Below are 26,917 nucleotides of genomic sequence, written 5' to 3'. Positions count from 1 at the left end.
AAACAAACGAAATAAGATGATTTTAATTCGATATTTAACGAAAGAAGTATTTAAGAGCCAAGTCGCCATTTTGTTCATTTTATTGCTGATTTTTTTCTCTCAGCAGTTAGTGCGCGTACTTGGATCTGCGGCTAATGGTAAAGTGCCAGCTGATTTGGTATTTTCCTTGCTAGGGCTTGGAATGCCTGCTATGGCGCAATTAATGTTGCCATTATGTTTGTTTATTGCGATTTTACTCACTTTTGGTCGTCTTTATGCGGAAAGTGAAATAACGGTGATGCGTGCTTGCGGTGTCGGACAGCGTGTTTTAGTGCGTGTAGCGTTAATGCTTTCATTGATTACTGCGGGACTTGCTGCTTATAACGTCTTGTGGCTTTCGCCTTGGTCAATTCAAAAACAAGCGGCAATTGTGGAAGATGCCAAAGCGAATCCAACAATGGGGGCGCTTGCTTCTGGTCAGTTTATAGCAACGAATAACAACAATTTTGTTTTATTTATTGATAGTATCAAGGGAAATCAAATCAATGACGTGTATTTGTTCCAAACTGCACCAAAAGGACAAACGAAACCGTCAGTTGTGACTGCTGAAAAAGGCGAATTAAAAGCGCTGCCAAATGGCGATCAAATTCTGAATTTACAAAATACGCAACGAGTTGAAGGTACGTCTGTTTTGCCTGATTTCCGCATTACGCATTTTGATGAATATCAAGCCTATTTAGGTCATCAGGAAACAGAAAATACGAATGATGAAGTAGCGGAATTAACGTTGTCTCAACTTATCGGTTTAGATTCTTCTTCTGCGAAATCTGAATTTCATTGGCGTATTACATTAATCCTGGCGGTTCCACTCATGGCGTTAATTGCTGTGCCATTAAGTCGTGTAAATCCTCGACAAGGTAGATTTGCCAAAATTTTACCCGCACTTTTACTTTATTTAATTTATTTTTTATTACAAAGTTCCTTTAAATCTGCGGGGGCAGCAGGAAAATTAGATGCTGCTATTTTTATGCCTCTTGTTAATATTGGCTTTTTGTTGCTTGGTATCGTGTTAAACGGTTGGGATAGCGCAGCGATGTATAAATTCCGCCATTTATTCAGTAGAAAAGGATAAGCAAAATGATGAATACCCTAGATCGTTATATTGGAAAAAGTATTCTTGGCTCGATTTTTGCTACTTTGCTTACATTAGTTGGGCTTTCTGCCATTATTAAATTTGTGGAACAATTTCGTAGTGTGGGTAAAGGTACTTATGATATTTGGCAAGCGGTGGCTTTTACTGGCTTAACCATTCCAAAAGATATTGAAACTTTCTTTCCTATGGCAGCATTGCTTGGTGCTCTAATGGCTTTAGGTAATCTTGCAAGTCGAAGCGAACTCGTTGTTATGCAAGCTGCTGGATTTTCTCGTTTTAAAATTGGTATGGCTGTGATGAAAACCGCATTACCATTAGTGTTGTTAACAATGGTGATTGGTGAGTGGGGGATTCCGCAAACAGAACAGTTTGCGCGTGATATGCGTGCTCGAGCGCTTTCTGGTGGTTCAATGCTTTCCATGAAAAATGGGGTTTGGGCAAAAGATGGTAATAATTTTGTGTTTGTTCGACGTGTTACTGATGACGCAAAATTAAACGATATTTATATTTATACTTTTGATCAGCATCGTAATTTGACGGAGTTGAAACATGCTAACCAAGCAAGTTATTCGGAAGATGAAAGTAAATGGACTTTACGTCAAGTGAACCATTCTATGATTAGCAAAGATGAAATCACGACAAGTAATCGCTTATCGGAAAAATGGGAAACAAATTTAACGCCAGATAAATTAGGTGCGGTTTCTTTACGTCCTACATCATTGTCTATTTCAGGTTTGTATAATTACATTTCATTTTTACGTGAAACAGGTCAGGATGTGAGTCGCTTTGAACTCACATTCTGGCGGAAAATTTTCCAACCTGTGTCTGTTGGTGTGATGATGTTATTGGCATTATCTTTTATTTTTGGATCTTTACGCAGTGTGACAGCAGGAGCTAGAATTGTAACAGGCATCTGTTTTGGCTTTTTGTTCTATGTAGTAAATGAAATTTTCGGGCAAATGAGCGTTGTTTATAACATGCCTGCTGTTTTCGGTGCGCTAATGCCAAGTTTGCTATTTATCGTGATGATTTGGTGGTTGCTGAGTCGGAAACGGGATTAATTCAGATTGTTCAAATAATTGCGTGTTCAGAAATGGCACGCAATATTTTTATGTGTTGTTTTCAAATGGAAGAAGTTAAAAAATCAATGAAAATTGGCTTGGTATTAGAAGGTGGGGCGATGCGAGGCATGTACACCGCGGGTGTGCTAGATACCTTCTTAGATAAAGATTTTTGGGTGGATGGTATCATTTCTGTTTCTGCAGGTGCATTGTTTGGGGTTAATTATCCTTCTCGGCAAAAAGGGCGTGCAATTCGTTACAACAAGAAATTTATATCAGATAAGCGTTATATCAGTTTTAAAAGTTTGGTGAGCACAGGCAATATCGTGAATAAAGATTTTGCTTTTTATGAAGTACCTTTCAAATATGATGTGTTTGATAATAAAACCTTTAAAGAATCAGATATCGATTTTTATGTGGCTGTAACTAATTTACAAACTGCACAAGCAGAATATGTCAAATTAATAGATCCTTTGGCCCAAATGGAGGTGTTGCGTGCCACTTCCGCTATGCCTTATGTTTCTCGTCCTGTTGAGATAGACGGGATTCCTTATTTGGATGGTGCCATTGTGGATTCTATTCCTGTCGAACAAATGCGGAAGCTAGGATACGATAAAATCATTGTTATTCTTACCCGCACTTTAGATTATAGAAAATCTAAGCCAATGATTTGGATTGCCAAATGGTTTTATCGACGTTATCCACATTTTGCAGATGCCGTAAATCAGCGTTATGCCATGTATAATCGACAAGTTGAAAATGTGATTAAGCTAGCAGAAAAAGGCGATATTTTTGTTATTCGACCTTCTGTTGATTTGAAGATTAAGCGCATTGAAAAAGATCCCAATAAATTGCAGGCAATGTATGAGTTGGGTATAAAAGATATGCAATTACAGTGGAAAAATTTATTGGACTATTTAAATCGATAATAAAAAATGGATTAAACCTTTTACCGTTTAATCCATTTTTTATTTATTGTGGTAATGCGCCGCTTCCCCAAGTTTGTACTTCTTCAGGGCGTTTTATTTGAAGTAAGAAACGTTTGTTTGGCTGCGCCTGTGGTTGAATTTCTTTTTCTGCTGGCGTGGAGAAAGCAATACCACCTTTTAGCAACTGTTGAACACTTCCTGTATTAAATGCCGCACCTTTCCAGCCTAAGGTAAAGTCATAACCTGATGCAATCCAAAACTCTGTATTTTGTCGAACAAGATGGCTATATTTCGGCATTATTGCGATATGCACTAAGACGCGATCACCAAGACTGTTAAGCTCAAATTTTTTCACTGTACCCACTTCTACGCCTCGATAAAGAATTGGTGAACCTTCACTTAAATTCATCGCATCACGTGTTTCTAAAATAAATGGCGTACCATTACTAAATTTATTACGTTGTGGAGCTGTTTGAACTAAATTGAATTGTGTTTTTGTGTTGCCATTCCCAATTTCAATATCGATATAAGGCTGTAATAGGCTATCAAGATTATCTATTCCACCTGCTGAAATTTGTGGTGAGATAATCGTAAAGTTAGAACCTTCTTTTGCAATCATATTCATATAATTCGGGTTTATTAACGCTTTTGCTGTGATGCGTTTAGATTTTGCATCAAGCTGAATACTGTCAATTTGGCCTACGTCTAAACCCAAATAGCGCAGACTCATCCCTTTGCTCAGATTGGTTGCATCATCTGCCGTTAAGGTGATGGCAAGTCCGATAGATTTTGCATAACTTTCATTTGCATAAAGTGTTCGATTATTACCTGATCCGCCATTATCAAAGCTAATCGCCCCTTTTAAGGAACGTGCAAGTGGTGTTGCTTGAATACTGATGCCTTTCGGTGTGACATCAATTTTCGCAGCACTTTCTACCCAAAAGAGGCTTTTATCGGTCAATAAATGTTGATAGGCGGGATAAATATAAACCTCCACATCAAAGCTATTAGTTTTAGGTTTAATATTTAAAATTTTTCCCACTTCAAATTGACGATATAGTACGAGAGAACCTTTATCAATACTTGGTAACGTTTGGGTGTGTAAGGTTATCGTTGGCGTAAGAATATTTCCTGTGATGCCATGTTCAGCATTGCTAATATTTTGATAAAGTGGATAGTTATCTTTCGCTTTTCCTTGACCTTGTTTTGCCAGCACTCGTACACCGCCTTGCAACCATTTTTCTGGTGTTGCTGATTCAAAACGTAATCCGTCTAATCCAACGCTAATATCAAAGTTGGTTGCTGCCACAAATTGGCTATTTTCGTGAATTAAATTGCGATATTCCGAGGCAATCGCCACCTTAAATTGCACACCATTTACATCAATTTTTTGTGAAACAATTTGTCCGATTGGTATGTTGTTATAAAACACATTTTGCCCTTCACTTACACCATAATTTTCTGGTGCGGTGAGTGTTAAAACTAATGTATTAGGTGCATTGAGTAATAACTCATTTTCTTTAATGACATCAAATTGATGCTTAGTTTCACCATCTCCAGCAATGACATCAAAATATTCGCCACGAAAGAATTTTTTGGGATCTGCTAAATGACCAAGATCCATTTTTTTATTGCGAAGTACGATTTTGCTATTCGCTTTAAATAAAGAGGCTTGGTTTGGATCTATCAATAAACTGCCTTCTAAAATTTCATCGTTATTTTCAACCGCACTTATTTTAGAAAGAATCCCGATAGGATTATCTTGAGAATAAACTTCGGTCTGTCCTGCAATGAGACCAGCGGATGCTGGAATATTTACGTTGACCTCAATCCCACGTTTTGCCGCTTTTAAATTGGTATAGAGCGTGAAATGACTATTTTCATCTGCTTTAGGGCTGTCAGCTGGTGAATCAAAGGAAACCGCCCCCTGTACAACCGCATTTAAACTTTCCACATTAAGATTTAAGCCTGACGGGCTAATATTGGCGTTAATGCCACTAATGTTCCAAAAGCGTGAATCCTTTTTCACAAACTGTGCATAGGCTTTATCAATCACCACATCTATTTCTACTTTATTGTCTTTATTAATCCGGTAATCGTAAATTTTTCCTACAGGTAGTTTTTTAAAATAGACGGATGCACCGATGGAAATTGAGCCTAAATCATCAGAAATTAAGTGGATCAACAAATCTCCCGGCGAAACTTGGGCAATAGGGCCTTGTTCTTCCGCAATAAATTCATCTTCGCGATCGCCATCACCCGGTTGAAGAGTGATGTAATTGCCTGATACGAGAGAATCTAAACCTGAAATGCCTGCAAGTGAAACATTTGGTTGAACAAGCCAGAATTTTGTATTTTCACGCAAAATACTTGATGCTTCAGGATTGATATTGGCAACAACTTCCACTTTTTGCATGTTATCTGTGAAATTTACTTTTTTCACCACACCAATTTGCAAACCTTGGTAGCGAACTTGTGTTTTATCTGCAACGATACCAGAACCATTGGTAAAGGTAATCGTGATGCTTGTCCCACGTTCCTTAACAATTTGGAAGAATAAAATTGCTCCAATACATAATGCAATGAAGGGAAGTAACCAAAATGGAGAAATACGACGAGTTTTTCGAACTGCCGCTGTCATTTCTGTATGTTGATCTTTCATTGAAGAACTATTTTTCTCTGTCATAAATTTTCCAAATTAATCGACTATCAAATTGTGAGGTTGAAATCATGCTGCAGAATACGGCAGCGCCGAAGTAAAATGCGCCGGGACCAACGGTAAAATTAATAATTTCACCGCGTGTTACTAGTGACATCATTAAGGCTAATACAAATAAATCGAGCATCGACCAGCGTCCAACGAAATGCACAATATGTAATAAACGTATTTGCCATTTTATAGAGTGTCGCCATTTAAAATGAACACAACTTAGTAAATAAAGTAAAATTGCAGCTTTACTGATTGGGATAAAAATACTCGCAAAGAATACCACGAAAGCAACAAAATAACTGCCCATGTTAACAAAAGAAATTACACCAGATATTAATGTATCTTCAGAGAGTGCTCCTGTTAAATAAATGCCTGATATGGGTAATAAATTTGCTGGGAAGAGCATAATAATCCCTGCAATCAAACTTGCCCAAGTGCGTTGTAACTTAATATTATCTGAAATATGAACCGGAGATAAACAGCGCGGACAGCGTGGGTTGTTCTTTTTATCGTAATGAATACCGTTTTTTGAAAATGTATAGTTACAAGCATCACATAATTCAATGTTGTTTGCATCATAAGCGGGTTCATTTTCGGGATAAAACTCTTTCCATAATGCTTTAAGGTTTAATTTGATAAAAAGTAAGGTTGTCAAAAGTGCGGTGAAAATAAAGGGAATTAAATAAACATTAATTTCAAGTGTTGCATATTCACGCACTTTGAACATCGTCACGCCTAGCGCAACTAAATAAACATCAAACATAACCCAAGGTTTTATATAACCTAAAAAAAGCAAAACACTGCGTGGTTTAATATGCAAAATTTTTGCAATCCAGAGAATGATGACTAAAATTGCAAAGGTAATAGGCATCACAACGGCACAGATAAACACCATAAAGGCAGTGTATTCATAGCCTGCCACTGACATTTTCCAAATACCTTCCCAAATAGATGCGTCAATTTTTACACCTAATAAATGAAGACTTAATAGGGGATAACCCAAGGCAAATGGCATCAAAATAAGGATCGACAAAGCAACCATTGCGCAACGATGAACAGACCAACGCCCACCTGTCGCTAAATGGTGATGACAACGTGGACATTCAGCTTGTTCATCTTTATTTAATACTAAAGGTGTTTCTACACTAGCATCACATTCTTCGCATTTTATAATTTGAAATGATTTTTGTGTGAGGTTTGATTCTTGCACGAAAGATTATCTTTTATTCAGTTGTTAAAAACGGCGCATTTTAGCCTTGTTTCAGCTTGTATGTGAAGTGATCTTGATTATTTTTGTGCGAAATTTATTCACAATGTTTTGATTCATTGTAAATTTTGTAAAAAGTGCGATAAACTAAGTCGGTTTATATTTACCCTAGGATAACTAACATGACTGATTCTCAATCTAGCGTTCAGGTAGCTGATGCGCAAGTAAATTCACAAAAATTAACCAATACAAAAGATATTATTGCGTATTTGGCTGAAAAATTCCCACTTTGCTTTATTTTAGAAGGCGAAGCAAAACCATTAAAAATTGGTCTGTTCCAAGATTTAGCGGAAGCATTACAAGATGATGAGCGTGTAAGCAAAACTCAGTTGCGTCAGGCTCTTCGTCAATACACATCAAATTGGCGTTATTTACATGGTTGTCGCGAAGGCGCAGTGCGCGTAGATTTACAAGGTAATCCAGCCGGCGTGTTAGATGCTGAACATGTAACTCATGCAGCTCAACAGCTTGCAGATGCAAAAGCTCGTGTTGCTGAAAAACGTAAAGCAGAGGCTGCTGCAAAAAAAGCACAACAAAAACAACGCCCACGTAAACCTGCAAATAAAAATGCTAAACATTTCAATAAGCCCTCATTAAGTGCGGTTGATTTTTCACAAATTTCTGTTGGTTCTGTGGTGAAAGTGAAAGCTGGTGATCATGCGAAAAAAGCAACAGTAGTGGAAGTTCTAAAAGATTCAGCTCGTGTTCAGCTTGAAAACGGTTTGGTTATGAGCGTAGCTGCAGATCGTTTATTTGCATAATGATTTAATTTTTACTCGGGAAAGGTTATGAGATCTAATATTTCAAAAAATGTGATTACTCGCGCATTGTTATCGGCATTGTTAATCGGTTCTGTGCCTGCTTTTGCTGTGCAACCCAAATTAAAACTGAGCGATATTACTATTCCAACAGCAAGCGAAGCGAATCAGTTGGCGACTAAGCGTGCAACGACTCGATTGACCCAATCGCATTATCGAAAGATCTCATTGGATGATGCTTTTTCTGAGAAGATTTTTGATCGTTATATTAAAAATATTGATTTTAGCCATAACACCTTTTTGCAATCTGATGTAGATGAACTTCGTCAAAAATATGGCACTAAGTTGGATGACCAGTTAAATCAAGGTGATCTTTCTGCTGCTTTTGATATTTATGATGTAATGATGAAGCGTCGTTATGAACGTTATGCTTATGCCTTGTCTTTATTAGATAAAGAGCCTAATTTGAATGGACAGGATCAAATTGAAATTGATCGTGAAAAAGCGGCATTTCCGAAAAACGAAGAGGAAGCCAACAAACTTTGGGAAGAACGAGTAAAAAATGACATTATTAATCTTAAATTAAAAGATAAAAAATGGTCAGAAATTAAAACAAAACTCACCAAACGTTATAATTTGGCAATTCGCCGTTTAACTCAAACGAAGGCAGATGATATTCTTCAAACTTATTTGAATGCATTTGCTCGAGAAATTGATCCACATACCAGCTATCTTGCACCAAGAACCGCGAAAAGTTTTAACGAAAGCATGAATCTTTCTCTTGAGGGGATTGGGGCAACGTTACAATCAGAAGATGATGAAACTAGCATTAAGTCGCTTGTTCCTGGCGCACCAGCGGAGAAAAGCAAAAAATTACATCCCGGAGATAAAATTATTGGTGTGGGCCAAGCAACAGGTGAAATCGAAGATATCGTTGGCTGGCGTTTAGAAGATATTGTTGAGAAAATCAAAGGTAAAAAAGGCACAAAAGTGCGGTTAGAAATTGAGCCGTCTAAAGGTGGAAAATCACGCATTATTACTTTAGTGCGCGATAAAGTGCGTATTGAAGATCAAGCTGCAAAATTAACCATGGATAAAGCCGATGGTAAAAATATTGCGGTAATCAAAGTGCCAAGTTTTTATATTGGTTTAACTGAGGATGTTAAAAAATTATTGGTTAAAGCTGAGAAACAAAAAGCCGATGCGTTAATTATTGATTTGCGTGAGAACGGTGGTGGCGCATTAACAGAAGCGGTTGCTTTAAGTGGTTTGTTTATTACGAATGGTCCCGTTGTGCAAGTACGTGATGCTTACCAACGAATTCGTGTACATGAAGACGATGATGCTGAACAACAATATAAAGGACCTTTGTTTGTAATGATTAATCGTTATAGCGCTTCGGCATCAGAAATTTTTGCAGCAGCAATGCAGGATTACAATCGAGGTATTGTCATTGGACAAAATACTTATGGTAAAGGTACCGTTCAGCAAAGTCGCCCTTTGAATTTTGTGTATGATTTGGATCAGACACCGTTAGGTTTATTGCAATATACTATCCAAAAATTCTATCGAATTAATGGTGGATCAACCCAATTAAAAGGTGTCGCAGCAGATATTAATTTCCCTGAAATTATTGATGCGAAAGAATATGGTGAAGATAAAGAAGATAATGCATTGCCGTGGGATAAAATTCCATCTGCAACTTATACTGAAGTTGGCAATGCTCGCAAAGATGTTGATGTATTAAATCAAAAACATCTTGAGCGTATTGCTAAAGATCCTGAATTTGTTGCATTGAATGAAGATTTAAAAATTCGTAATGAGCGCCGTGATCGCAAATTCTTATCGTTGAATTATCAAACACGTAAAGCCGAAAATGATAAGGATGATGCAAGACGTTTAAAAGATATTAATGAACGTTTTAAACGTGAGGGCAAGAAAGCGTTGAAAGATATTGATGATTTGCCGAAAGATTATGAAGCACCAGATTTCTTCTTAAAAGAAGCTGAAAAAATGGCAGCAGATTTTGTTACGTTGAATTTGAGCAAACAGGATATTGGTAAAGAAATTCAGAAACCAACAGAAACGGTAGAAGAGAAAAAATAAAATTATTTTAACCGCACTTTGTTTTAGCATTTAAATAAAGTGCGGTTGTTTTTAGGAAATGTTTAAGGAATGGCTATGTTTAAAACCACTGCAAAGCTCTCAGTATTTGTATTGTCATTATCAATGATGACATCGGGATGTGCTTTAGCAGATTTTGCAAAAAATGGGCAATCGGAGAAACTTCATGGCGTTGATGTTTCGCATTTATCTCCAGAAGAAAAACAAAAGCTTGAAGAAGAAATTAAATTTGATCAATCTCGTCTAGCGCAAGAAAAGCAAGCGATTCTAGAGATGTCGCTAACCCATGAAATCGGTGAGCATGCTTTACAGTTTAAGCCTTTGTTAGCTCGTTTATATGCAGAACGTAAATATACACCATTATGGAAAGATAATACTGCGGCTCGCCAATTATTACAGGATTATGCTGCGATGGTGGCTAGCGGTATTTCTAAACGTTCAGCAAAATCCTTAGAATCCTTTGAATTGATCGAGCAACAAGGCGGATTAGCTTATGATGTTTTATTAAGCGATATATTGCTAGATTATTTGTATTATACTCAAAATGTAGGCGCGCAAGCTCAACGTTGGCTGTATTCGCCTAGTGCCTATCAATCTCAACAACCTGCAGATGAGCATATTCAACGTTGGTTAAGTGCGGTAGAAAATGATCAACTTTTAGGTTTCATACAAGGTTTATCAGGCGATAATCACTTATATCATCAAACTGTTAAAGCGTTATCATCAATGGTATCTGCATCAGGCTTATCAGAGATCGGGCAGAAACTTGCAATTAATGCACAGCGTTTGCGAGTAATTCCTGATTTTCACAATGGTATCTTTGTAAATATTCCAAGTTATAAATTACAGTATTATCGGGATGGTGAGCTGATTTTAGAGTCTCGGGTGATTGTTGGAAAAAATTCGCGCAGAACACCAGTAATGTATAGTAAATTAAGCAATGTAGTCGTTAATCCCCCTTGGAATGCGCCAACTCGTTTAATCAATGAAGATTTATTGCCAAAAATGAAAGCGGATCCAAATTATATTGCGGAGCATAATTATTCAATTTTAGATAGTCAGGGAAATGTCGTTGATCCAGCTTCTATTGATTGGGAATCTATTAGTAATAAATTCCCTTATCGTGTTCGACAAGCCGCTGGCGATAGTGCATTGGGTAATTATAAATTTAATATGCCAAGCTCAGATGCCATTTATTTGCATGATACGCCGAATCATGGACTGTTTAGCCGTAAAGATCGCGCATTAAGTTCTGGTTGCGTGCGTGTGGAAAAATCTGATCAACTTGCTAGTATTTTATTAAAAGAAGCAGGTTGGACAGAAACTCGAAAAAATACAGTATTAGCAAGTAAAAAAACCACTTCTGCGCCGATACGCTCGGATAATCCTGTCTTTTTATATTATGTTACTGCGTGGATTGAAAACGGAAATATTGTAAATTTACCTGATATTTATGGTTATGATCGTCAGATTAATCTTGCTGAGATTAATTGGGATCTTGTAAAAAAATATCTTCAATAAAATAAGGGAGCTATAATGAATTATGTGGATCAAAATAAACGAAAATGGTTATCGCTGGGCGGTATTGCGTTAGGAATATCTATTTTACCCAATTCTGTATTAGCAATGGTTTCAACGCCTAAACCTCGTATTTTAACTTTCCGCAATATTAATACGGGCGAAAGATTAAGTGGCGAGTTTTCTTTAGCAAAAGGTTTTTCGCCTGCGATGTTAAAAAAATTGGATTATTTAATGCGTGATAAAAGAACAAATCAAGTGCATAAAATGGATCCAAATTTATTCCATAAATTTTATAATATTCAAACTAATTTAGGTTTACGTAATGCTGAAATTGAAGTCATTTGTGGTTATCGTTCAGCTGCCACTAATGCAATGCGTCGTCGCCAAAGTCGCGGTGTAGCGAAAAATAGTTATCACATTAAAGGAAAAGCCATTGATTTTCGTATTGCAGGTGTGCCTTTGATTAAAGTGAAATCTTCTGCGGAAAGTCTTAGAAATGGTGGCGTGGGTTATTATCCAACCAGCAATTTTATTCACGTAGATACAGGCCCTGTGAGAACTTGGAAAGGCGTGTAAAACAAATGTAAAATTAACCGCACTTTTGTGCGGTTTTTCATTGGAAAGATATGTTATTTGACAGCCATCTTCATTTAGACCAACTCTCTGACGAGAATATTCAGCAAACACTTGGTCATTCAAAGATTATAGGTATGCTTGCGGTAAGTATGAATCTTGCAAGTGCTAAAAAACTGCTGAATTTAAAACAGACTTACCCAGAGAAACTTTATATTGCAGCTGGTTTTCATCCTGAACAGCAATTACCTAGTTTAGAAGAACAAAAAGAATTATTTCAATGGATTGACGAACATCATTCCTTAATTTCTGCCATTGGCGAGGTGGGCTTGCCACATTATTCTAAACGAGAAAATCCGAATTTAGATTACGTGCCTTACATTGAATTACTGGAGCGGTTTATTCTGATCGCGAAAAAATGGGATTTGCCGTTAAATTTGCATATTGTACATAACGATGTAGAGATTGCCCTTGAATTATTGCAGAAACATAATATTCAATTTGCCCATTTTCATTGGTTTAAGACAGATGAAAAATCTTTTCAGAAATTTTTATCTACACCCTATTTTGCAAGCCTAACGCCTGATATTTTATGGAACCCTAAAACCCAATATGTCGCACAACATTTACCCTTAAATCGCTTGATGATTGAAACGGACAGCCCTTGGCAACACGAGGGATTTGAAAGTGCGGGCATTTCTGAACAATTATTTGCAGTATTGCAAAAACTAGCTGAATTAAAATCTTTGCCATTACATTCTGTTCAAAATCAACTGTTTTTGAATACTCAACAATTTTATCGATTATAAGGAGCAAAAATGAATATCGAAATTATCCCCGTTACCGCATTCCAACAAAATTGTTCTTTGATTTGGGATGATGAAAAAAATGCCGCAATTATTGACCCAGGTGGCGAAGCCGAACGCCTAATTCAACGCATTGAAGAACTGAATTTAAATCTCAAAGTGATTTTGATTACTCACGGTCATTTAGATCACGTTGGTGCTGCAATGCAATTAAAACAACATTTTGGCGTTGAAATTTGGGGTTCTCAAGAAGAAGATAAATTTTTATTTGAAAGTTTACCCGAGCAAGCCCAACGTTTTGGCTTACCAAATATTGACGCTTTTTTGCCTGATCGTTGGTTTAATCAAGAGGGCGAAATTTTAAAATTAGATGGCTTTAATTTCGAGATTTTACATTTACCAGGACACACACCAGGGCATATCGGTTTTATTGAACACGAGAAAAAAGTGGCATTTACAGGCGATGTATTATTTCAAGGTGGTATTGGTCGCACTGATTTTCCTCGAGGGGATTATGAAACATTGATTTCTTCAATCAGAACAAAACTATTACCGTTGAATGACGATCTTATTATTATCGCTGGACACGGATCTTACACAACCATTGGGCAAGAAAAGAAGACCAATCCATTTTTAAATCCTAAATCTTAAATCCTTGGAGGTTATTGATCACTCAAGTGCAAAATAAATGATCAATTAGCCTAAAAGTGCGGTAAATTTTTTCCACGTTTTTTATTTGATTTCCAAAAATGTGAAGTGGATCACATTTTTGGAAATTATATTCTGTTAAAATCGACGACCTCAATTATTTTCTTGACAAAGGAGCAAAACCATGAAAATTATTAAGCAAGCAAGCAAGCAAGCAAGCAAGCAAGCAAGCAAGCAAGCAAGCAAGCAAGCAAGCAAGCAAGCAAGCAAGCAAGCAAGCAAGCAAGCAAGCAAGCAAGCAAGCAAGCAAGCAAGCAAGCAAGCACTAATAAAAGCTTAACCCGCCTTTCTTTAATCAGTCTAATTATTTCCACTTCTTTTTATTCTATTCAATCTTTTGCTGCCGATCCAAAATGGACACCAGAGTATGGAACTGTCCCTAGAAATACAGTTTTTGGCGTGGCATTGGGGGATGAAAGTCAAGTATTAAATCAATCTAACGGGCAACCGTCTCACGCTTCCGTAGCAATTGGAGGTTTGGCTAAAGCTCAAAATTTGGGTTCAATAGCAATTGGTTATAAATCTGAAGCAGGACTGGATAATGCGACCACAGGCGAACAAGGCGATGCATTTAGTTATGCTATTGGGCGTGAAGCTAAAGCACCAAAAAGTGGTTTAGCATTTGGTAGTGAAGCTGAAGCTCTAGGTAATGAAGCTATTGCTATTGGTACATATTCATATAGTAAAGATGGGATTGGTGCAATGGCTATCGGTGTTGGTAGCCGAGTGGCTGTTTTGGAAAAAGGAAAAAGTAATAAAATTGATAATCAAAACAGTAAAGTGTTAGAAGTAGATGCAGAAGGTCGTGTAAATAAAATTAGTGTAGATCGAACTTCTGAAGCTGATATTATCAAAAAAAGTGGAGCAACTTACGGCGCATTAGCATTTGGTTGGAAAGCATCTTCGCATAACTTATTTGCTACCTCAATAGGTGCATTTTCTACGGTTGCTGCAATTGAAGGCACTGCTGTCGGCGGCGGAACTCAGGTAACTGGCTATCGCGGTTCTGCTTTCGGAATGCACAGCAAGGCACAAGCAGAAAAAAGTTTGGCTTTGGGTTATGAAAGTGAAGCAACCGCTTACAACTCTGTTGCTTTGGGTGCAAGTTCACTTGCCAACCGCCCTAACACCGTTTCTGTAGGCGATGGCAATTATAATCTTTACCGTCAAATCACTAATGTCGCCGATGGTACTGAAGATTATGATGCAGTGAATGTTCGTCAGTTAAATGCACTAAAAGCTGAAACTCAAAAAATCACTCCACGTATTGAAAAGATTGAACAACGTAATGATGCGATGACACAGGAATACCGTACAGGTATTGATAAACTTGAAAAACGCAGTGATGCGATGACACAGGAATACCGTACAAGTATTGATAAACTGGAAAAACGCAGTGATGCGATGACACAAGAATATCGAACAGGCATTGATAAACTTGAAAAACGCAGTGATACAATTGTAAAAGAGCATCGTTCAAGAATTGAACATATTGAAAAACGTAATCAACAAATGACAAAAGAATACCGCTCAGGGATTGCGAGTGCGATTGCAATTGGAGGGTTGCAATCTGCTTCCATACCCGGTAAACAAGGTGTTTCTGTCGGGGTAGGGAATTTTAAAGGGGCAAATTCACTCGCAGTGGGGTATTCACGTTTATCTTCTGATGGTTCAGTGAGTTTGAAAATTAACGCTGCTCTTTCATCAAGTGGCTATTCTGGCGGTGGAGCAAGCGTAGGATTTATGTGGTAATTTAAAAACACAAGTAAAAATAACCGCACTTTGTTTAAGAGATGAAGTGCGGTTTTTTATTGTTTGAAATTCAAAGAGTTTGAACTAGATCACAAATTTGTAACAATTTCTTATAAGAGGCTTATTTCCTTTTTAATCCTATGTATAATGCGTAAAAAAATGGAGCGAAAATATTGCTTCAAATATCATAATAAAGAGGTAATTATGCAGCAAAACAAGGCATTTGATGATTGGTTAGCCAGCACAGCGTTAGGCGGTGCAAATCAATCTTATATAGAAGAACTTTATGAAAGCTATTTGAGTGATCCTCAGTCGGTGGAGGAAAGTTGGCGAACAACTTTTGATTCTTTACCAAAAACGACCGCACTTGAACAGCCCCATACACCAGTGCGAGATTATTTTCGTCGTTTAGCGCGGGAAAATCATAATGAAGCAGTGACAGTAATAGATCCTGAAGCTGGCGCAAAATTAGTGAAAGTTCTACAATTTATCAATGCCTATCGTTTTCGTGGCCATTTAGAGGCTGATCTTGATCCCCTCAATTATTATCGTTGGAAAGTGTCTTCTGTTCCTGAATTAGATTATCGCCATCATGGTTTTACTGAACAAGATCTCAATGAAACTTTCAATATTAATCAGTACGTTTACAAACGAGATACCATTAAACTTGGCGAATTAGCTCAAATGTTGAAAGAAACATATTGCGGTTCAATTGGTTTGGAGTTTATGCACGTACAGGATATGGAGCAGAAAATGTGGCTTCAGAGTAAGATGGAAAGTGTGTTAGAGAAACCGCTTTTTACATCTGAAGAACGCGTGAATTTTCTGCGTGAACTGACGGCTGCAGACGGTTTAGAACGTTATCTTGGTGCGAAATTCCCTGGGGCGAAACGCTTTTCTTTAGAAGGAAGTGATGCGTTTATTCCATTGATGAAAGAAATTATTCGCCATTCTAGTCGCCAAGGGGTAAATGATGTGGTAATGGGAATGGCACACCGTGGGCGTTTGAATATGCTCGTGAATGTATTAGGTAAAAAGCCTGAAAATTTATTTGATGAATTTGCAGGTAAACATTCCAGTGAACGTACGGGGGATGTGAAATATCATCAAGGTTTTTCTTCTGATTTCGCTGTAGATGATAAGCGAGTTCACTTAACTTTGGCATTTAATCCCTCCCATTTGGAAATCGTAAGCCCTGTTGTGATTGGTTCTGTTCGATCTCGACAAACTCGTATGAATGATACAGAACATAGCAAAGTGCTTGCTATTACTGTTCACGGAGATTCAGCTGTGGCAGGACAAGGAGTTGTTCAAGAAACATTGAATATGTCAAATGCCCGTGGGTATAGTGTGGGCGGTACTATTCGAATCGTGATTAATAACCAAATTGGTTTTACCACATCTAACCCGAATGACACACGTTCCACAGAGTATTGCACCGATATTGCGAAAATGATTCAAGCACCGATTATTCACGTTAATGGCGATGATCCTGAAGCGGTGGCGTTTGCTGCGCGTATGGCGGTGGAATATCGTAATTTATTCAAACGAGATATTTTTATTGATTTAATTTCTTATCGTCGCCACGGTCATAACGAGGCAGATGAACCATTAGCCACTCAACCAATGATGTATAGCATCATTAAAAAACATCCTACACCTCGTAAAGTTTATGCTGATCGTTTAGTTTCAGAAGCTGTAATAACTGAAGAACAAGTTATTGAAATGACAAATAATTATCGTGATGCGTTAGATAATGGCGATCGAGTGGTATCTGAATGGCGTGAAATGGACGCGGCAAAAATGGATTGGTTGCAATATCTTAATTATGATTGGACTGCACCTTATGAAAGTAAATTTTCGCAGGAACGTTTTTTAACCCTTGCCAAACGTGTGTGTGAATATCCTGAAAGTTTACGTGCGCATCCTCGCGTAGAAAAAATCTATAATGATCGTAAAGCAATGTATCAAGGCGAAAAATTGCTCGACTGGGGTATGGCTGAAACCATGGCTTATGCAACCTTACTTGATGAAGGTGTTAATGTTCGTTTATCAGGCGAAGATGCGGGACGAGGTACTTTTTTCCATCGCCATGCCGTTGTGCATAATCAAAATGATGGTACGGGGTATGTGCCATTAACACATTTGCACGCCAATCAAGGTCGCTTTGAAGTATGGGATTCTGTACTTTCAGAGGAGTCTGTACTTGCTTTTGAATATGGTTATGCAACGACAGATCCAAAAACTTTAACTATTTGGGAAGCTCAATTTGGCGATTTTGCTAATGGTGCGCAAATTGTTATTGACCAATTTATTAGCTCTGGCGAACAAAAATGGGGCAGAATGTGCGGTTTGGTAATGTTGTTGCCACACGGCTATGAAGGACAAGGCCCAGAACATTCTTCTGCTCGTCTTGAACGTTATTTGCAACTTTGTGCTGAACAAAATATGCAAGTTTGCGTGCCATCAACGCCAGCGCAGGTGTACCATATGTTGCGCCGTCAGTCTTTACGTAAAATGCGCCGTCCATTGATTGCCATTTCCCCAAAATCTTTACTACGTCATCCATTGGCAGTGTCCAGTTTAGACGAGTTGATTAATGGAACTTTCCAAACGGTAATTGGAGAAATTGACGAGCTTGCTCCTAAAGATGTAAAACGTGTGGTAATGTGTTCAGGTAAAGTTTATTACGATTTACTTGAACAACGTCGTGCAAATAATCAGAAAGATGTAGCGATTATTCGTATTGAGCAGCTTTATCCATTCCCGCATGAGGATGTGAAGAAAGCGCTTGTGCCTTATGCGCATGTCACGGATTATGTATGGTGCCAAGAAGAACCACTTAACCAAGGGGCTTGGTATTGCAGCAAACATAATTTTGAATCAGCAATTCCAGAATCCGTTAAACTCAAATATGCAGGGCGTCCAGCTTCAGCTTCGCCTGCTGTGGGTTATATGTCGCTTCACACTAAACAGCAAAAACAGTTAGTGGAAGATGCGTTGAGTTTTTAAAGTGCGGTTAATTTAATAAAGGTTTTTATATCTTTGCTTTCCTCTGTAAATAGGGGAGCAAAGATAATTAAGATATAGAGTAAAAAAGAAGAAAAGGAAAAATAAAATGACAATCGAAATTCTTGTTCCAGACCTACCTGAATCAGTTGCTGATGCAACTGTTGCCACTTGGCATAAAAAACTGGGCGATACTGTGAAACGTGATGAGGTTATTGTGGAAATTGAAACGGATAAAGTCGTGCTAGAAGTTCCCGCACTTTCTGATGGCGTGTTGGCAGAAGTTGTTCAAGCTGAGGGCGAAACAGTGGTGAGTAAACAGTTGCTAGGAAAAATTTCTACGGCTCAAGAAGGAGATGTCAGTTCAGCGACGTTAAAAGCAACGAATGAACCCACACCATCAGATCGTCAAAATGCAGCGATTGAAAATAGTCATAATCATAATGCGGATCAAAGCCCAGCAATTCGTCGTTTATTAGCAGAATATGATTTACAAGCAGATCAAATTCAAGGTTCGGGTGTAGGCGGTCGTTTAACGCGTGAAGATATTGAACGTGAAATCGCAAAACGACAAGCTCAGCAAGTGAAACAAGAAGCTGCCACTGAGCAAAATACAATTAGTACGGTGGCTTATAGCGCACGCTCTGAAAAACGTGTGCCAATGACCCGTTTGCGTAAACGTATTGCTGAACGTTTACTTGAAGCCAAAAATAGTACGGCGATGCTTACCACTTTCAATGAAGTGGATATGCAGCCGATAATGACTTTGCGTAAAACCTACGGCGAAAAATTTGAAAAACAACATTCAGTACGTTTAGGCTTTATGTCTTTTTATATCAAAGCCGTTGTGGAAGCATTAAAACGTTATCCTGAAGTTAATGCTTCTATTGATGGCGATGATGTTGTTTACCATAACTATTTTGATATTAGTATTGCGGTTTCGACTCCTCGTGGATTAGTCACACCAGTGCTTCGCGATTGCGATAAGCTCAGTATGGCAGAGATCGAAAAACAAATTAAAGTATTAGCCGAAAAAGGTCGTGATGGTAAATTGACAGTAGAAGATCTCACTGGCGGCAATTTTACTATTACAAATGGCGGTGTGTTTGGTTCTCTTATGTCCACCCCAATTATCAACCCACCACAAAGTGCGATTTTAGGGATGCACGCAATTAAAGAACGCCCGATTGCGCTTAATGGTCAAGTGGTGATTCGTCCGATGATGTATCTTGCCTTATCTTATGATCATCGCCTAATTGACGGTCGTGAATCTGTTGGTTTCTTAGTGACAATTAAAGAATTATTGGAAGATCCAACAAGATTATTATTGGAAATCTAAGAAATAAAAGGCTTTCTGTGTTAGAAAGCCTTTTAAAATGAACAAAAAATTAACCGCACTTTAAATATTTAAAAAGAATATTCCAAAGTGCGGTTATTTTCTTATGTGTTTTTAATTAGAGATCGAAATCCCCAAAATCATTCGTATCAACTTTTGAGTCAATTTGACCAACAAGGTAAGAACTCACTTCCACTTCTTGTGGTGCCACTTGTACGTTGTCAGAAACAAGCCATGCGTTAATCCATGGAATTGGATTAGAACGCGCACCAAATGGCAATGGAAGACCGACCGCTTGCATACGGATATTGGTGATATATTCCACGTATTGCACCAAAATGTCTTTGTTCAAACCAATCATCGAACCGTCTTTAAACAAATAATCTGCCCAGTCTTTTTCTTGTTCTGCAGCCGCTAAGAATAAATCATAGGCTTCTTGTTTACATTCTTCCGCAATTTCTGCCATTTCTGGGTCATCTTGACCTGCAGCCATAATGTTTAAAATGTGCTGTGTGCCGGTTAAGTGTAAGGCTTCATCTCGTGCGATAAATTTAATGATTTTCGCATTACCTTCCATTAATTGACGTTCAGCAAAGGCAAAGGAGCAAGCAAACGATACATAAAAACGAATCGCTTCAAGTGCATTCACACTCATTAAGCAAAGGTAAAGTTGTTTTTTCAAATTACGTAATGTGACAACACATTCTTTGCCATCTACCGTGTAAGTGCCTTCGCCGTATAGGCTATAAAGTTGGCTGTCGCGGATTAAATCGTCGTAATAAGAAGAAATATCGCGCGCACGTTTAATGATTTCTTCGTTAGTTACGATGTCGTCAAACACGATAGACGGATCGTTCACGATATTGCGAATAATGTGCGTGTAAGAACGAGAGTGGATGGTTTCAGAGAATGTCCAAGTCTCGATCCAAGTTTCTAATTCAGGAATAGACACTAAAGGCAATAGTGCCACGTTCGGACTACGGCCTTGAATGGAATCTAACAAGGTCTGATATTTTAAGTTACTGATGAAAATGTGTTTTTCATGCTCAGGTAACGCGGCATAGTCGATACGGTCTTGTGACACATCCACTTCTTCCGGACGCCAGAAGAAAGAAAGTTGTTTTTCAATGAGCTTTTCAAAAGTCTCATATTTTTGTTGATCGTAGCGCGCAACGTTAACGTTTTGACCAAAGAACATTGGTTCTTTTAATTGGTCGTTTTTGTTTTGTGAGAAAGTGGTGTATGCCATATATTGTTCCCCGTTTTGGCAACCTTAATTTTGCCAATAGTAATTAATAGGTTACAAGTAGCGGACTAAAGCCCGCTAATAATTTGAAAGTAAATAGTTAGATTTTACAAGCCCCACCAGCACAGCCGTCATCAAGATCTTCTTGAGCATCTTCGGCACCATCGCGAGTGTTTTGGTAGTAAAGGGTTTTTAAGCCGTATTTGTAAGCGGTTAAAAGATCTTTTAACAACACTTTCATTGGTACTTTACCGTCTTCAAAACGTTTTGGATCGTAGTTGGTGTTGGCTGAGATCGCTTGGTCTACGAATTTTTGCATAATACCGACTAGATGTAAGTAGCCATCATTGCTTGGGATATCCCAAAGTAATTCGTAGTTGTCGCTTAAGTTTTCATATTCAGGTACAACTTGTTTTAGGATACCATCTTTTGATGCTTTAATACTTACATGACCACGTGGTGGCTCAATACCATTAGTCGCATTGGAAATTTGCGATGACGTTTCCGATGGCATTAAGGCGGTTAATGTTGAGTTACGTAAACCAAATTCTTGAATATCTTTACGCAAACTTTCCCAATCATAATGTAATGGCTCTTGTGTTAAGGCATCTAAATCTTTCTTATAGGTATCAATAGGTAAAATGCCTTTTGCATAAGTGGTTTCATTGAAGTATTCGCAAGCACCTTGCTCTTTTGCTAAGTTCATAGAGGCTTTCAATAAATAATATTGAATGGCTTCAAAAGTGCGGTGAGTTAAATCATTAGCTGAACCATCAGAATAACGAACACCATTTTTCGCAAGGTAATAAGCATAGTTAATGACACCGATACCTAATGCTCGACGAGCAAGTGAACTACGTTTTGCCGCCACAACAGGGTAATCTTGATAATCTAATAATGCATCAAGTGAACGAACGGCAAGATCAGCAAGTTCTTCTAATTCATCTAAGCTTTCAATCTTACCTAAATTAAATGCGGAAAGGGTACAAAGTGCGATTTCTCCATTTTCATCATTAATGTGCTCAAGCGGCTTAGTAGGTAACGCGATCTCTAAACATAAGTTAGATTGGCGAACTGGTGCCACTTGTGGATCAAATGGAGAGTGAGTATTACAGTGGTCTACGTTTTGAATGTAGATACGACCTGTTGATGCACGTTCTTGCATTAATAAAGAGAAAATCTCAACAGCTTTGACAGTGCGTTTGCGGATAGTTGGATCTTGTTCGTATTTTACGTACAGTTCTTCAAATTTATCTTGATCCGCAAAGAATGCTTCATAAAGCCCAGGTACATCAGATGGACTAAATAAAGTAATCTCACCACCTTTAATTAAACGTTGATACATTAATTTGTTTAACTGGACGCCATAATCCATATGACGAACACGGTTGTCTTCTACACCACGATTATTTTTTAACACAAGTAAGCTTTCTGCTTCTAAGTGCCAAATTGGGTAATAAAGTGTCGCAGCACCGCCACGAACGCCACCCTGCGAGCAAGATTTCACCGCAGTTTGGAAGTATTTATAGAATGGAATACAACCTGTATGGAATGCTTCACCGCCACGAATCTCACTACCTAATGCACGAATTGCACCTGCATTGATACCAATCCCCGCACGTTGTGAAACATATTTCACAATAGCTGATGCTGTTGCATTAATTGAATCTAAGCTGTCATCACATTCAATTAGTACGCAAGAGCTGAACTGACGAGTTGGTGTGCGAACTCCCGCCATAATTGGCGTTGGTAAGGAAATTTTGAAGGTAGATGTTGCATCGTAGAAACGTTTTACATAATCCAAACGCGTTTCTTTTGGATATTTAGAGAATAAACTTGCGGCAACCAGTAAATAGAGGAATTGTGCTGATTCGTAGATTTCTCCCGTCACACGGTTTTGAACTAAATACTTACCTTCTAATTGTTTCACGGCAGCATAAGAGAACGTCATATCACGCCAATGGTCGATGAAGCCGTCCATTGTGTCCCATTCTTCACGAGTATAATCATCCAACAACGCATGATCATATTTGCCCATACGTACTAATTTTTTGACGTGATCGTATAAACGAGGGGGATCGAAATGACCGTAGGCTTTTTTGCGTAAATGGAAAATCGCTAAGCGAGCAGCTAAAAATTGATAATCAGGCGTATCTTTGCTGATTAAATCTGCGGCTGCTTTAATAATGGTTTCGTGAATGTCTGAAGTACGAATGCCTTCATAAAATTGAATGTGTGAGCGAAGCTCAACTTGGGAAACAGATACATTGTCTAGACCTTCTGCTGCCCATGTAATAACACGGTGGATTTTATCAAGATTGATTTGTTCCTGCGTGCCATCACGCTTGGTTACCATTAAGCTTTTATTCATTGTACGACCCTTGTTATTATGGCGATGTTAAACACAAGATATAGTGTTTTTAATAAAATCACGCACAAGGTAATGTGTTTTTTGCTTGAGATCAAGCAATAAATTTTTTGCTTGAATTATTGACAATAGGTAACTTATTTAAAAATAAACGGTTTTTTCGAAAGAGCAAAAAATCAAATTTTTTACTTGTAAAAATGAGAAAAGTGCGGTTGAAATTCGTTGAATTTTTACCGCACTTTGAAGATTAGTTGAGATATTTGAAAACTTTAATTACTTTTTGTACGCCACTGATTTTACTTGCAATATCTGCAGCTGCATCAGCTTGAGCGTGTGTTAGGGTACCAAGTAGGAAAACTTCTCCATTTTCGCTAATAACTTTAACATCGGTTGCTTTAACTCGATCATCGACTAACATTTTTGATTTGACTTGCGTAGTAATCCAACTGTCTTTGCTGATTTGTGTAAAAGAGATTTTCGGGCCAACAGTCAGCTCGTTATAAATGTCATTGACACCTTCAACACCTTTTGCAAGAGCTGTGGCAGTTTCCTTTACACCACTATTAGGAACTTGACCGATTAAAAGCACTCGACCATTGTAAGATACGGCATTTACACGACCTTCAGACTTAATTTGGGCATCTTTTTCAACGGCATTTTCTACTTTGAATTCGAGTGTTTCGTCATCAATTTGTGCCCCAGTTGTTCGAGGATCGGTACCTACTTTAGCTGCTACAGCTCCACCTCCAATCACAGCTGCAACACATCCCTGTAAAAAGATTGTTGTTCCAAGTACGATAGCCAGTTTTTTTAATGGGGATAATTTCATATTAACTCCTTTTGAGATTGAACTACTGGTAGTTTGAAAGTAATTTATTTTTCTGTCAAGCACTTGGGAACAACGTATGGTCAACTAATTCACAAAGGGCATTGATAACAAAAAGATGGTTTTCTAGGACTCGACTTTCTTTGGTTGCTGGAATCGATATTTCTAAATCACTATCGGCTAAAATTCCTTGAATGGCATCGTTATTAGAGCCAGTGAGTGCAATAACATTAACTTCTTTATTTACTGCATGAGAAATAATGTTTAGCACGATTTTCTCTGTTCCCAAAGGCGAAAAAGCGATAAGTAAGTCGCCCGGTTTGGCAACGGCATTAAATTGGTGACAATACAATTCTTCAGGCGAGTGTTCAAAAACAAGAGAAGAACCCACCGCACTTTCTAAACTTAAGAGCACAGAGGGAAAACTTGGTCTTGCTAAATCGTATCGATTAAGTAAGTTAGATACGAGAAACTGTGCATTGGCATAAGAACGCGAGACGCCACAAGCGATTACTTTATTGCCGCCTAGCAAACATTGCATTACCATTTGGGTGGCGTTAGCAATATTTTCCGAAAGCATGCTAGACGCAGCAATTTGAATTTGAATACTTTCGCTATAAATATCTTTTACTTTTTGTAACATCATAAAAAGCCATTAATCGAGAAAATTAGGAATCCATTGAATATCTTGGGGCGTTTTACCAAAGGCGATTAAATCAAAACGACAATCAGCGTCTTCTAAACTCATGTTTTGTTTTGCAAGCCATAAATTTGCGGCATCTAACCATTTTTGTTGTTTTTGCCAATCTACGCTTTCTACTGCTGAGCCAAAGGCATGATTAGAACGTTGGCGAACTTCAACAAAAACGATTGTTTCTTTGTCACTCATAATAAGATCAAGTTCACCACATTTGAAATTTTGATTAGCTGCGATAAATGTTAAGCCTTTTGATTCTAAAAAAAGGCGAGCTTGATGCTCAAAGCTCGCCCCTTGTTGACGTTTTAAAGAAAACATTAGTTTGCGACCGGTACAACTGCACCATCTTGATATTGATACCAAGTCATATCGCGTTCAACATTACAGTTGGTATCAGCACTTAAAATCCCTGTTAAGCCACTCAAGCGATAGCCTGGTACTTGGCGCAATTCATTAAATTGGTTGATGAGTAACCAAGCATCCGCACCCATTGCGTATAAACGCATTAATTGATATTCACCGCCAGTTGTTTTGGCCAATTTTTGATATTGTGGAGAATTGGTTTCTTTAAAAAATGGAATATCACTAAACTGTACACCGTTCATCTGTGTGATAAAGTCCGTGTTAGTGTTTGTTGCATTTGCGCTTGCTCGTGAGCTGGCATAAATCGCTAAATTAGGCGCAATATTTGTTAAATAACCTTTCATTTCTGCTAGCTCAGTTGGACTTGCTACGGCATAAAGTGCGGTTGTATTTGAGTTATTTTCTTGAACGAAATAGGTCACATCCGCAGGCAAATTGTAGTAACGGATATTCGCATCAGTACCTGCTAATTGTTGCCAACGTACATTAAAGGCATTGCCTACGCGTTGCCCTAAATCATTTTGTGGCATTGCGACAAGTGGATTACGCACGCCATCGTTCCACATTTTATTGGCGGCAGATTCAGCTTCATCTTCTGGAGAAAGTCCGTAATAACAAAGTTGAGGAATCGCACGAGAATTTGGTGTGGCATTTAATGCAAGCACATCTATACCTTGAATTTGAGCAGGATCTGCTAAAATCACATCAAGATTTTGTTTTAGTAATGGACCCACTAACGTTTTAATCCCCGCTTGTTTTGCTTGCGCAATGATATCTTGTACAGAATTCATTGAGGTATCAAACACTTGCACTGGAATGGTTGAGTTACCTTTCGCGTCGTTGAAACCCGATTGAATGGTTGTACCAAGAATTTGTCCGTCACCACTTAATGGCAAGAGTAAACCAATTTGTGACACATTCGTTTGTTGGAAATTAAGCAATGTAAGCAATTCTTTTGGGAATAACGTTGCGGCTGCATGATTTGGGTAAGCATTTTTCCAACTTTGTAATGCTTGGCTTAATTGAACTGGTTGACGAATATAATCATTGTAGGTTTTGATTAAGTTTAACCAACCGCCTAAAGCCGCGTTGCCTTCATCTGAAGCATTATTGATTACGCCAGTATTTGCTGAACGTAACAATGCCCAAGTTTTATCAACGTTATCTTGGCGACGTTGTACATCTGTTAAATTCTCATCAATTTTTACCCGCGCTTTTACGGCTTCAATGATGTCTTTACGGTTTTCAGCAACAATAGCTAAGGTTTCGTAATAACGAGATTTTTGTGACGGGCTTAATTTATTTAAATCCAATGCACGTAATTGATTTTGAGCGACTTCATTAGCATTTTTTGCAGCAGAAATTCTCGCTTCAATTAATGTACGATCTAATTTTTGCGCATCATTTAATTCACCTAATTCACTTAATAAAGCTTCTGATTGTTCAACTTTATTTTCACTGATTAACACGCGAGCCGCGAGCAATTTATAGGTTTGTTGATCTTCGAGTTCTTGTGCTTGTCCTAATTTATTCATATAAAATTCAGAACTTGCATTCGCATCTTGTTGTAAAGTTTGCGTAAAACTGCTGCCAAGTAGATTTGAACAGCCAGCTAAGGCCATTGACAATAAAATTGGCATTAAACGTTTTTTAAAACGTCCGCCTTGTAATAGAATAGACATTCTTGCTCCATCATTAACAGACAATAGTTGTGGCAGATCTTACTTATCT

General features: G+C 38.0%; 21 protein-coding genes. 13 read left to right on the top strand and 8 right to left on the bottom strand.

Annotation, left to right across the window (positions count from 1 at the left end; genetic code table 11):
• Nucleotides 1-16: 16 nt before the first annotated feature.
• The 3 genes from lptF to DV424_RS01420 all read left to right on the top strand — a co-directional run bounded on the left by lptF (nucleotide 17) and on the right by DV424_RS01420 (nucleotide 3,122).
• Entirely contained in the window at nucleotides 17-1,111 is a 1,095-nt protein-coding gene (gene lptF, locus DV424_RS01430; RefSeq protein ID WP_118858809.1) for an LPS export ABC transporter permease LptF, read from the top strand.
• Between the two features lie 5 nt (nucleotides 1,112-1,116).
• Nucleotides 1,117-2,193: an LPS export ABC transporter permease LptG gene (lptG, locus tag DV424_RS01425; protein WP_046942840.1), complete on the top strand. Its 1,077-nt coding sequence runs from the start codon at nucleotides 1,117-1,119 to the stop codon at nucleotides 2,191-2,193.
• A gap of 86 nt (nucleotides 2,194-2,279) precedes the next feature.
• Nucleotides 2,280-3,122, top strand: coding sequence for a patatin-like phospholipase family protein (locus DV424_RS01420; protein ID WP_118858834.1), 843 nt, complete (start codon nucleotides 2,280-2,282; stop codon nucleotides 3,120-3,122).
• A 43-nt stretch (nucleotides 3,123-3,165) separates the two neighbouring features.
• Here DV424_RS01420 and DV424_RS01415 read toward each other — a convergent pair whose 3' ends face one another.
• Both DV424_RS01415 and DV424_RS01410 read right to left on the bottom strand, forming a co-directional pair.
• Nucleotides 3,166-5,808: a PqiB family protein gene (locus DV424_RS01415; RefSeq protein WP_118858808.1), complete on the bottom strand. Its 2,643-nt coding sequence runs from the start codon at nucleotides 5,806-5,808 to the stop codon at nucleotides 3,166-3,168.
• Nucleotides 5,792-7,042 (bottom strand): PqiA/YebS family transporter subunit, encoded by a 1,251-nt coding sequence (locus DV424_RS01410; protein ID WP_118858807.1) that lies wholly within the window; start codon nucleotides 7,040-7,042, stop codon nucleotides 5,792-5,794. The genes DV424_RS01415 and DV424_RS01410 overlap by 17 nt, the downstream gene beginning before the upstream one ends.
• A gap of 179 nt (nucleotides 7,043-7,221) precedes the next feature.
• Here DV424_RS01410 and proQ point away from each other — a divergent pair, with 179 nt between their 5' ends.
• The 10 genes from proQ to odhB all read left to right on the top strand — a co-directional run bounded on the left by proQ (nucleotide 7,222) and on the right by odhB (nucleotide 19,689).
• The gene (proQ, locus tag DV424_RS01405; RefSeq protein ID WP_192880620.1) at nucleotides 7,222-7,860 is read left to right on the top strand and encodes an RNA chaperone ProQ; all 639 of its coding nucleotides are present in this window, start codon (nucleotides 7,222-7,224) and stop codon (nucleotides 7,858-7,860) included.
• 27 nt (nucleotides 7,861-7,887) lie between these two features.
• The gene (prc, locus tag DV424_RS01400; protein ID WP_118858806.1) at nucleotides 7,888-9,963 is read left to right on the top strand and encodes a carboxy terminal-processing peptidase; all 2,076 of its coding nucleotides are present in this window, start codon (nucleotides 7,888-7,890) and stop codon (nucleotides 9,961-9,963) included.
• Nucleotides 9,964-10,038: 75 nt separating this feature from the next.
• Nucleotides 10,039-11,502 carry a L,D-transpeptidase family protein gene (locus tag DV424_RS01395; protein ID WP_479682621.1) on the top strand — a complete coding sequence of 488 codons (1,464 nt, stop codon included), beginning with the start codon at nucleotides 10,039-10,041 and terminating at the stop codon, nucleotides 11,500-11,502.
• 15 nt (nucleotides 11,503-11,517) lie between these two features.
• A complete protein-coding gene (mepK, locus tag DV424_RS01390; RefSeq protein WP_005632553.1) occupies nucleotides 11,518-12,078 on the top strand; it encodes a peptidoglycan L,D-endopeptidase MepK in 561 nt (186 codons plus the stop codon).
• A gap of 50 nt (nucleotides 12,079-12,128) precedes the next feature.
• Complete coding sequence (locus DV424_RS01385) at nucleotides 12,129-12,884, top strand: TatD family hydrolase (RefSeq protein WP_118858804.1); 756 nt, start codon at nucleotides 12,129-12,131, stop codon at nucleotides 12,882-12,884.
• Nucleotides 12,885-12,893: 9 nt separating this feature from the next.
• Nucleotides 12,894-13,532 (top strand): MBL fold metallo-hydrolase, encoded by a 639-nt coding sequence (locus DV424_RS01380; RefSeq protein ID WP_118858803.1) that lies wholly within the window; start codon nucleotides 12,894-12,896, stop codon nucleotides 13,530-13,532.
• Between the two features lie 181 nt (nucleotides 13,533-13,713).
• On the top strand, nucleotides 13,714-13,869 hold the full coding sequence (locus DV424_RS08900) for a hypothetical protein (RefSeq protein WP_192880619.1): 156 nt from the start codon (nucleotides 13,714-13,716) through the stop codon (nucleotides 13,867-13,869).
• Nucleotides 13,870-13,988: 119 nt separating this feature from the next.
• Complete coding sequence (locus DV424_RS01375) at nucleotides 13,989-15,341, top strand: YadA-like family protein (RefSeq protein WP_118858802.1); 1,353 nt, start codon at nucleotides 13,989-13,991, stop codon at nucleotides 15,339-15,341.
• Nucleotides 15,342-15,545: 204 nt separating this feature from the next.
• Entirely contained in the window at nucleotides 15,546-18,353 is a 2,808-nt protein-coding gene (gene sucA, locus DV424_RS01370; protein ID WP_118858801.1) for a 2-oxoglutarate dehydrogenase E1 component, read from the top strand.
• Nucleotides 18,354-18,459: 106 nt separating this feature from the next.
• Complete coding sequence (gene odhB / locus DV424_RS01365; protein ID WP_118858800.1) at nucleotides 18,460-19,689, top strand: 2-oxoglutarate dehydrogenase complex dihydrolipoyllysine-residue succinyltransferase; 1,230 nt, start codon at nucleotides 18,460-18,462, stop codon at nucleotides 19,687-19,689.
• A gap of 115 nt (nucleotides 19,690-19,804) precedes the next feature.
• Here odhB and nrdB read toward each other — a convergent pair whose 3' ends face one another.
• From nrdB to DV424_RS01335, 6 genes are all read right to left on the bottom strand, one after another.
• The gene (gene nrdB / locus DV424_RS01360; RefSeq protein ID WP_005628461.1) at nucleotides 19,805-20,935 is read right to left on the bottom strand and encodes a class Ia ribonucleoside-diphosphate reductase subunit beta; all 1,131 of its coding nucleotides are present in this window, start codon (nucleotides 20,933-20,935) and stop codon (nucleotides 19,805-19,807) included.
• Nucleotides 20,936-21,032: 97 nt separating this feature from the next.
• Nucleotides 21,033-23,303, bottom strand: coding sequence for a class 1a ribonucleoside-diphosphate reductase subunit alpha (gene nrdA / locus DV424_RS01355; protein ID WP_118858799.1), 2,271 nt, complete (start codon nucleotides 23,301-23,303; stop codon nucleotides 21,033-21,035).
• Nucleotides 23,304-23,547: 244 nt separating this feature from the next.
• Nucleotides 23,548-24,129, bottom strand: a complete 582-nt coding sequence (dolP, locus tag DV424_RS01350; RefSeq protein WP_118858798.1) for a division/outer membrane stress-associated lipid-binding lipoprotein — start codon at nucleotides 24,127-24,129, stop codon at nucleotides 23,548-23,550.
• A 55-nt stretch (nucleotides 24,130-24,184) separates the two neighbouring features.
• A complete protein-coding gene (locus tag DV424_RS01345) occupies nucleotides 24,185-24,769 on the bottom strand; it encodes a D-sedoheptulose-7-phosphate isomerase (protein WP_032826501.1) in 585 nt (194 codons plus the stop codon).
• 12 nt (nucleotides 24,770-24,781) lie between these two features.
• Nucleotides 24,782-25,141, bottom strand: coding sequence for a YraN family protein (locus tag DV424_RS01340; protein ID WP_118858797.1), 360 nt, complete (start codon nucleotides 25,139-25,141; stop codon nucleotides 24,782-24,784).
• Entirely contained in the window at nucleotides 25,141-26,868 is a 1,728-nt protein-coding gene (locus tag DV424_RS01335) for a penicillin-binding protein activator (protein WP_118858796.1), read from the bottom strand. The genes DV424_RS01340 and DV424_RS01335 overlap by 1 nt, the downstream gene beginning before the upstream one ends.
• Nucleotides 26,869-26,917 lie beyond the last annotated feature (49 nt).

It is taken from the genome of Haemophilus haemolyticus, assembly GCF_003493605.1.
In the GTDB taxonomy this organism is placed as follows: domain Bacteria; phylum Pseudomonadota; class Gammaproteobacteria; order Enterobacterales; family Pasteurellaceae; genus Haemophilus; species Haemophilus haemolyticus_J.
Note: the sequence above shows the minus strand (reverse complement) of the source record. Positions and strands in the feature narration are given on the sequence as shown.

Excerpts from the sequence above, each read along its gene's own strand:
- lptF (WP_118858809.1), top strand. The coding sequence starts at position 17 with ATGATTTTAATTCGATATTTAACGAAAGAAGTATTTAAGAGCCAAGTC.
- lptG (WP_046942840.1), top strand. The coding sequence starts at position 1,117 with ATGATGAATACCCTAGATCGTTATATTGGAAAAAGTATTCTTGGCTCG.
- DV424_RS01420 (WP_118858834.1), top strand. The coding sequence starts at position 2,280 with ATGAAAATTGGCTTGGTATTAGAAGGTGGGGCGATGCGAGGCATGTAC.
- DV424_RS01415 (WP_118858808.1), bottom strand. The coding sequence starts at position 5,808 with ATGACAGAGAAAAATAGTTCTTCAATGAAAGATCAACATACAGAAATG.
- proQ (WP_192880620.1), top strand. The coding sequence starts at position 7,222 with ATGACTGATTCTCAATCTAGCGTTCAGGTAGCTGATGCGCAAGTAAAT.
- prc (WP_118858806.1), top strand. The coding sequence starts at position 7,888 with ATGAGATCTAATATTTCAAAAAATGTGATTACTCGCGCATTGTTATCG.
- DV424_RS01395 (WP_479682621.1), top strand. The coding sequence starts at position 10,039 with ATGTTTAAAACCACTGCAAAGCTCTCAGTATTTGTATTGTCATTATCA.
- mepK (WP_005632553.1), top strand. The coding sequence starts at position 11,518 with ATGAATTATGTGGATCAAAATAAACGAAAATGGTTATCGCTGGGCGGT.
- DV424_RS01385 (WP_118858804.1), top strand. The coding sequence starts at position 12,129 with ATGTTATTTGACAGCCATCTTCATTTAGACCAACTCTCTGACGAGAAT.
- DV424_RS01380 (WP_118858803.1), top strand. The coding sequence starts at position 12,894 with ATGAATATCGAAATTATCCCCGTTACCGCATTCCAACAAAATTGTTCT.
- DV424_RS08900 (WP_192880619.1), top strand. The coding sequence starts at position 13,714 with ATGAAAATTATTAAGCAAGCAAGCAAGCAAGCAAGCAAGCAAGCAAGC.
- sucA (WP_118858801.1), top strand. The coding sequence starts at position 15,546 with ATGCAGCAAAACAAGGCATTTGATGATTGGTTAGCCAGCACAGCGTTA.
- odhB (WP_118858800.1), top strand. The coding sequence starts at position 18,460 with ATGACAATCGAAATTCTTGTTCCAGACCTACCTGAATCAGTTGCTGAT.
- nrdB (WP_005628461.1), bottom strand. The coding sequence starts at position 20,935 with ATGGCATACACCACTTTCTCACAAAACAAAAACGACCAATTAAAAGAA.
- nrdA (WP_118858799.1), bottom strand. The coding sequence starts at position 23,303 with ATGAATAAAAGCTTAATGGTAACCAAGCGTGATGGCACGCAGGAACAA.
- dolP (WP_118858798.1), bottom strand. The coding sequence starts at position 24,129 with ATGAAATTATCCCCATTAAAAAAACTGGCTATCGTACTTGGAACAACA.
- DV424_RS01345 (WP_032826501.1), bottom strand. The coding sequence starts at position 24,769 with ATGTTACAAAAAGTAAAAGATATTTATAGCGAAAGTATTCAAATTCAA.
- DV424_RS01340 (WP_118858797.1), bottom strand. The coding sequence starts at position 25,141 with ATGTTTTCTTTAAAACGTCAACAAGGGGCGAGCTTTGAGCATCAAGCT.
- DV424_RS01335 (WP_118858796.1), bottom strand. The coding sequence starts at position 26,868 with ATGTCTATTCTATTACAAGGCGGACGTTTTAAAAAACGTTTAATGCCA.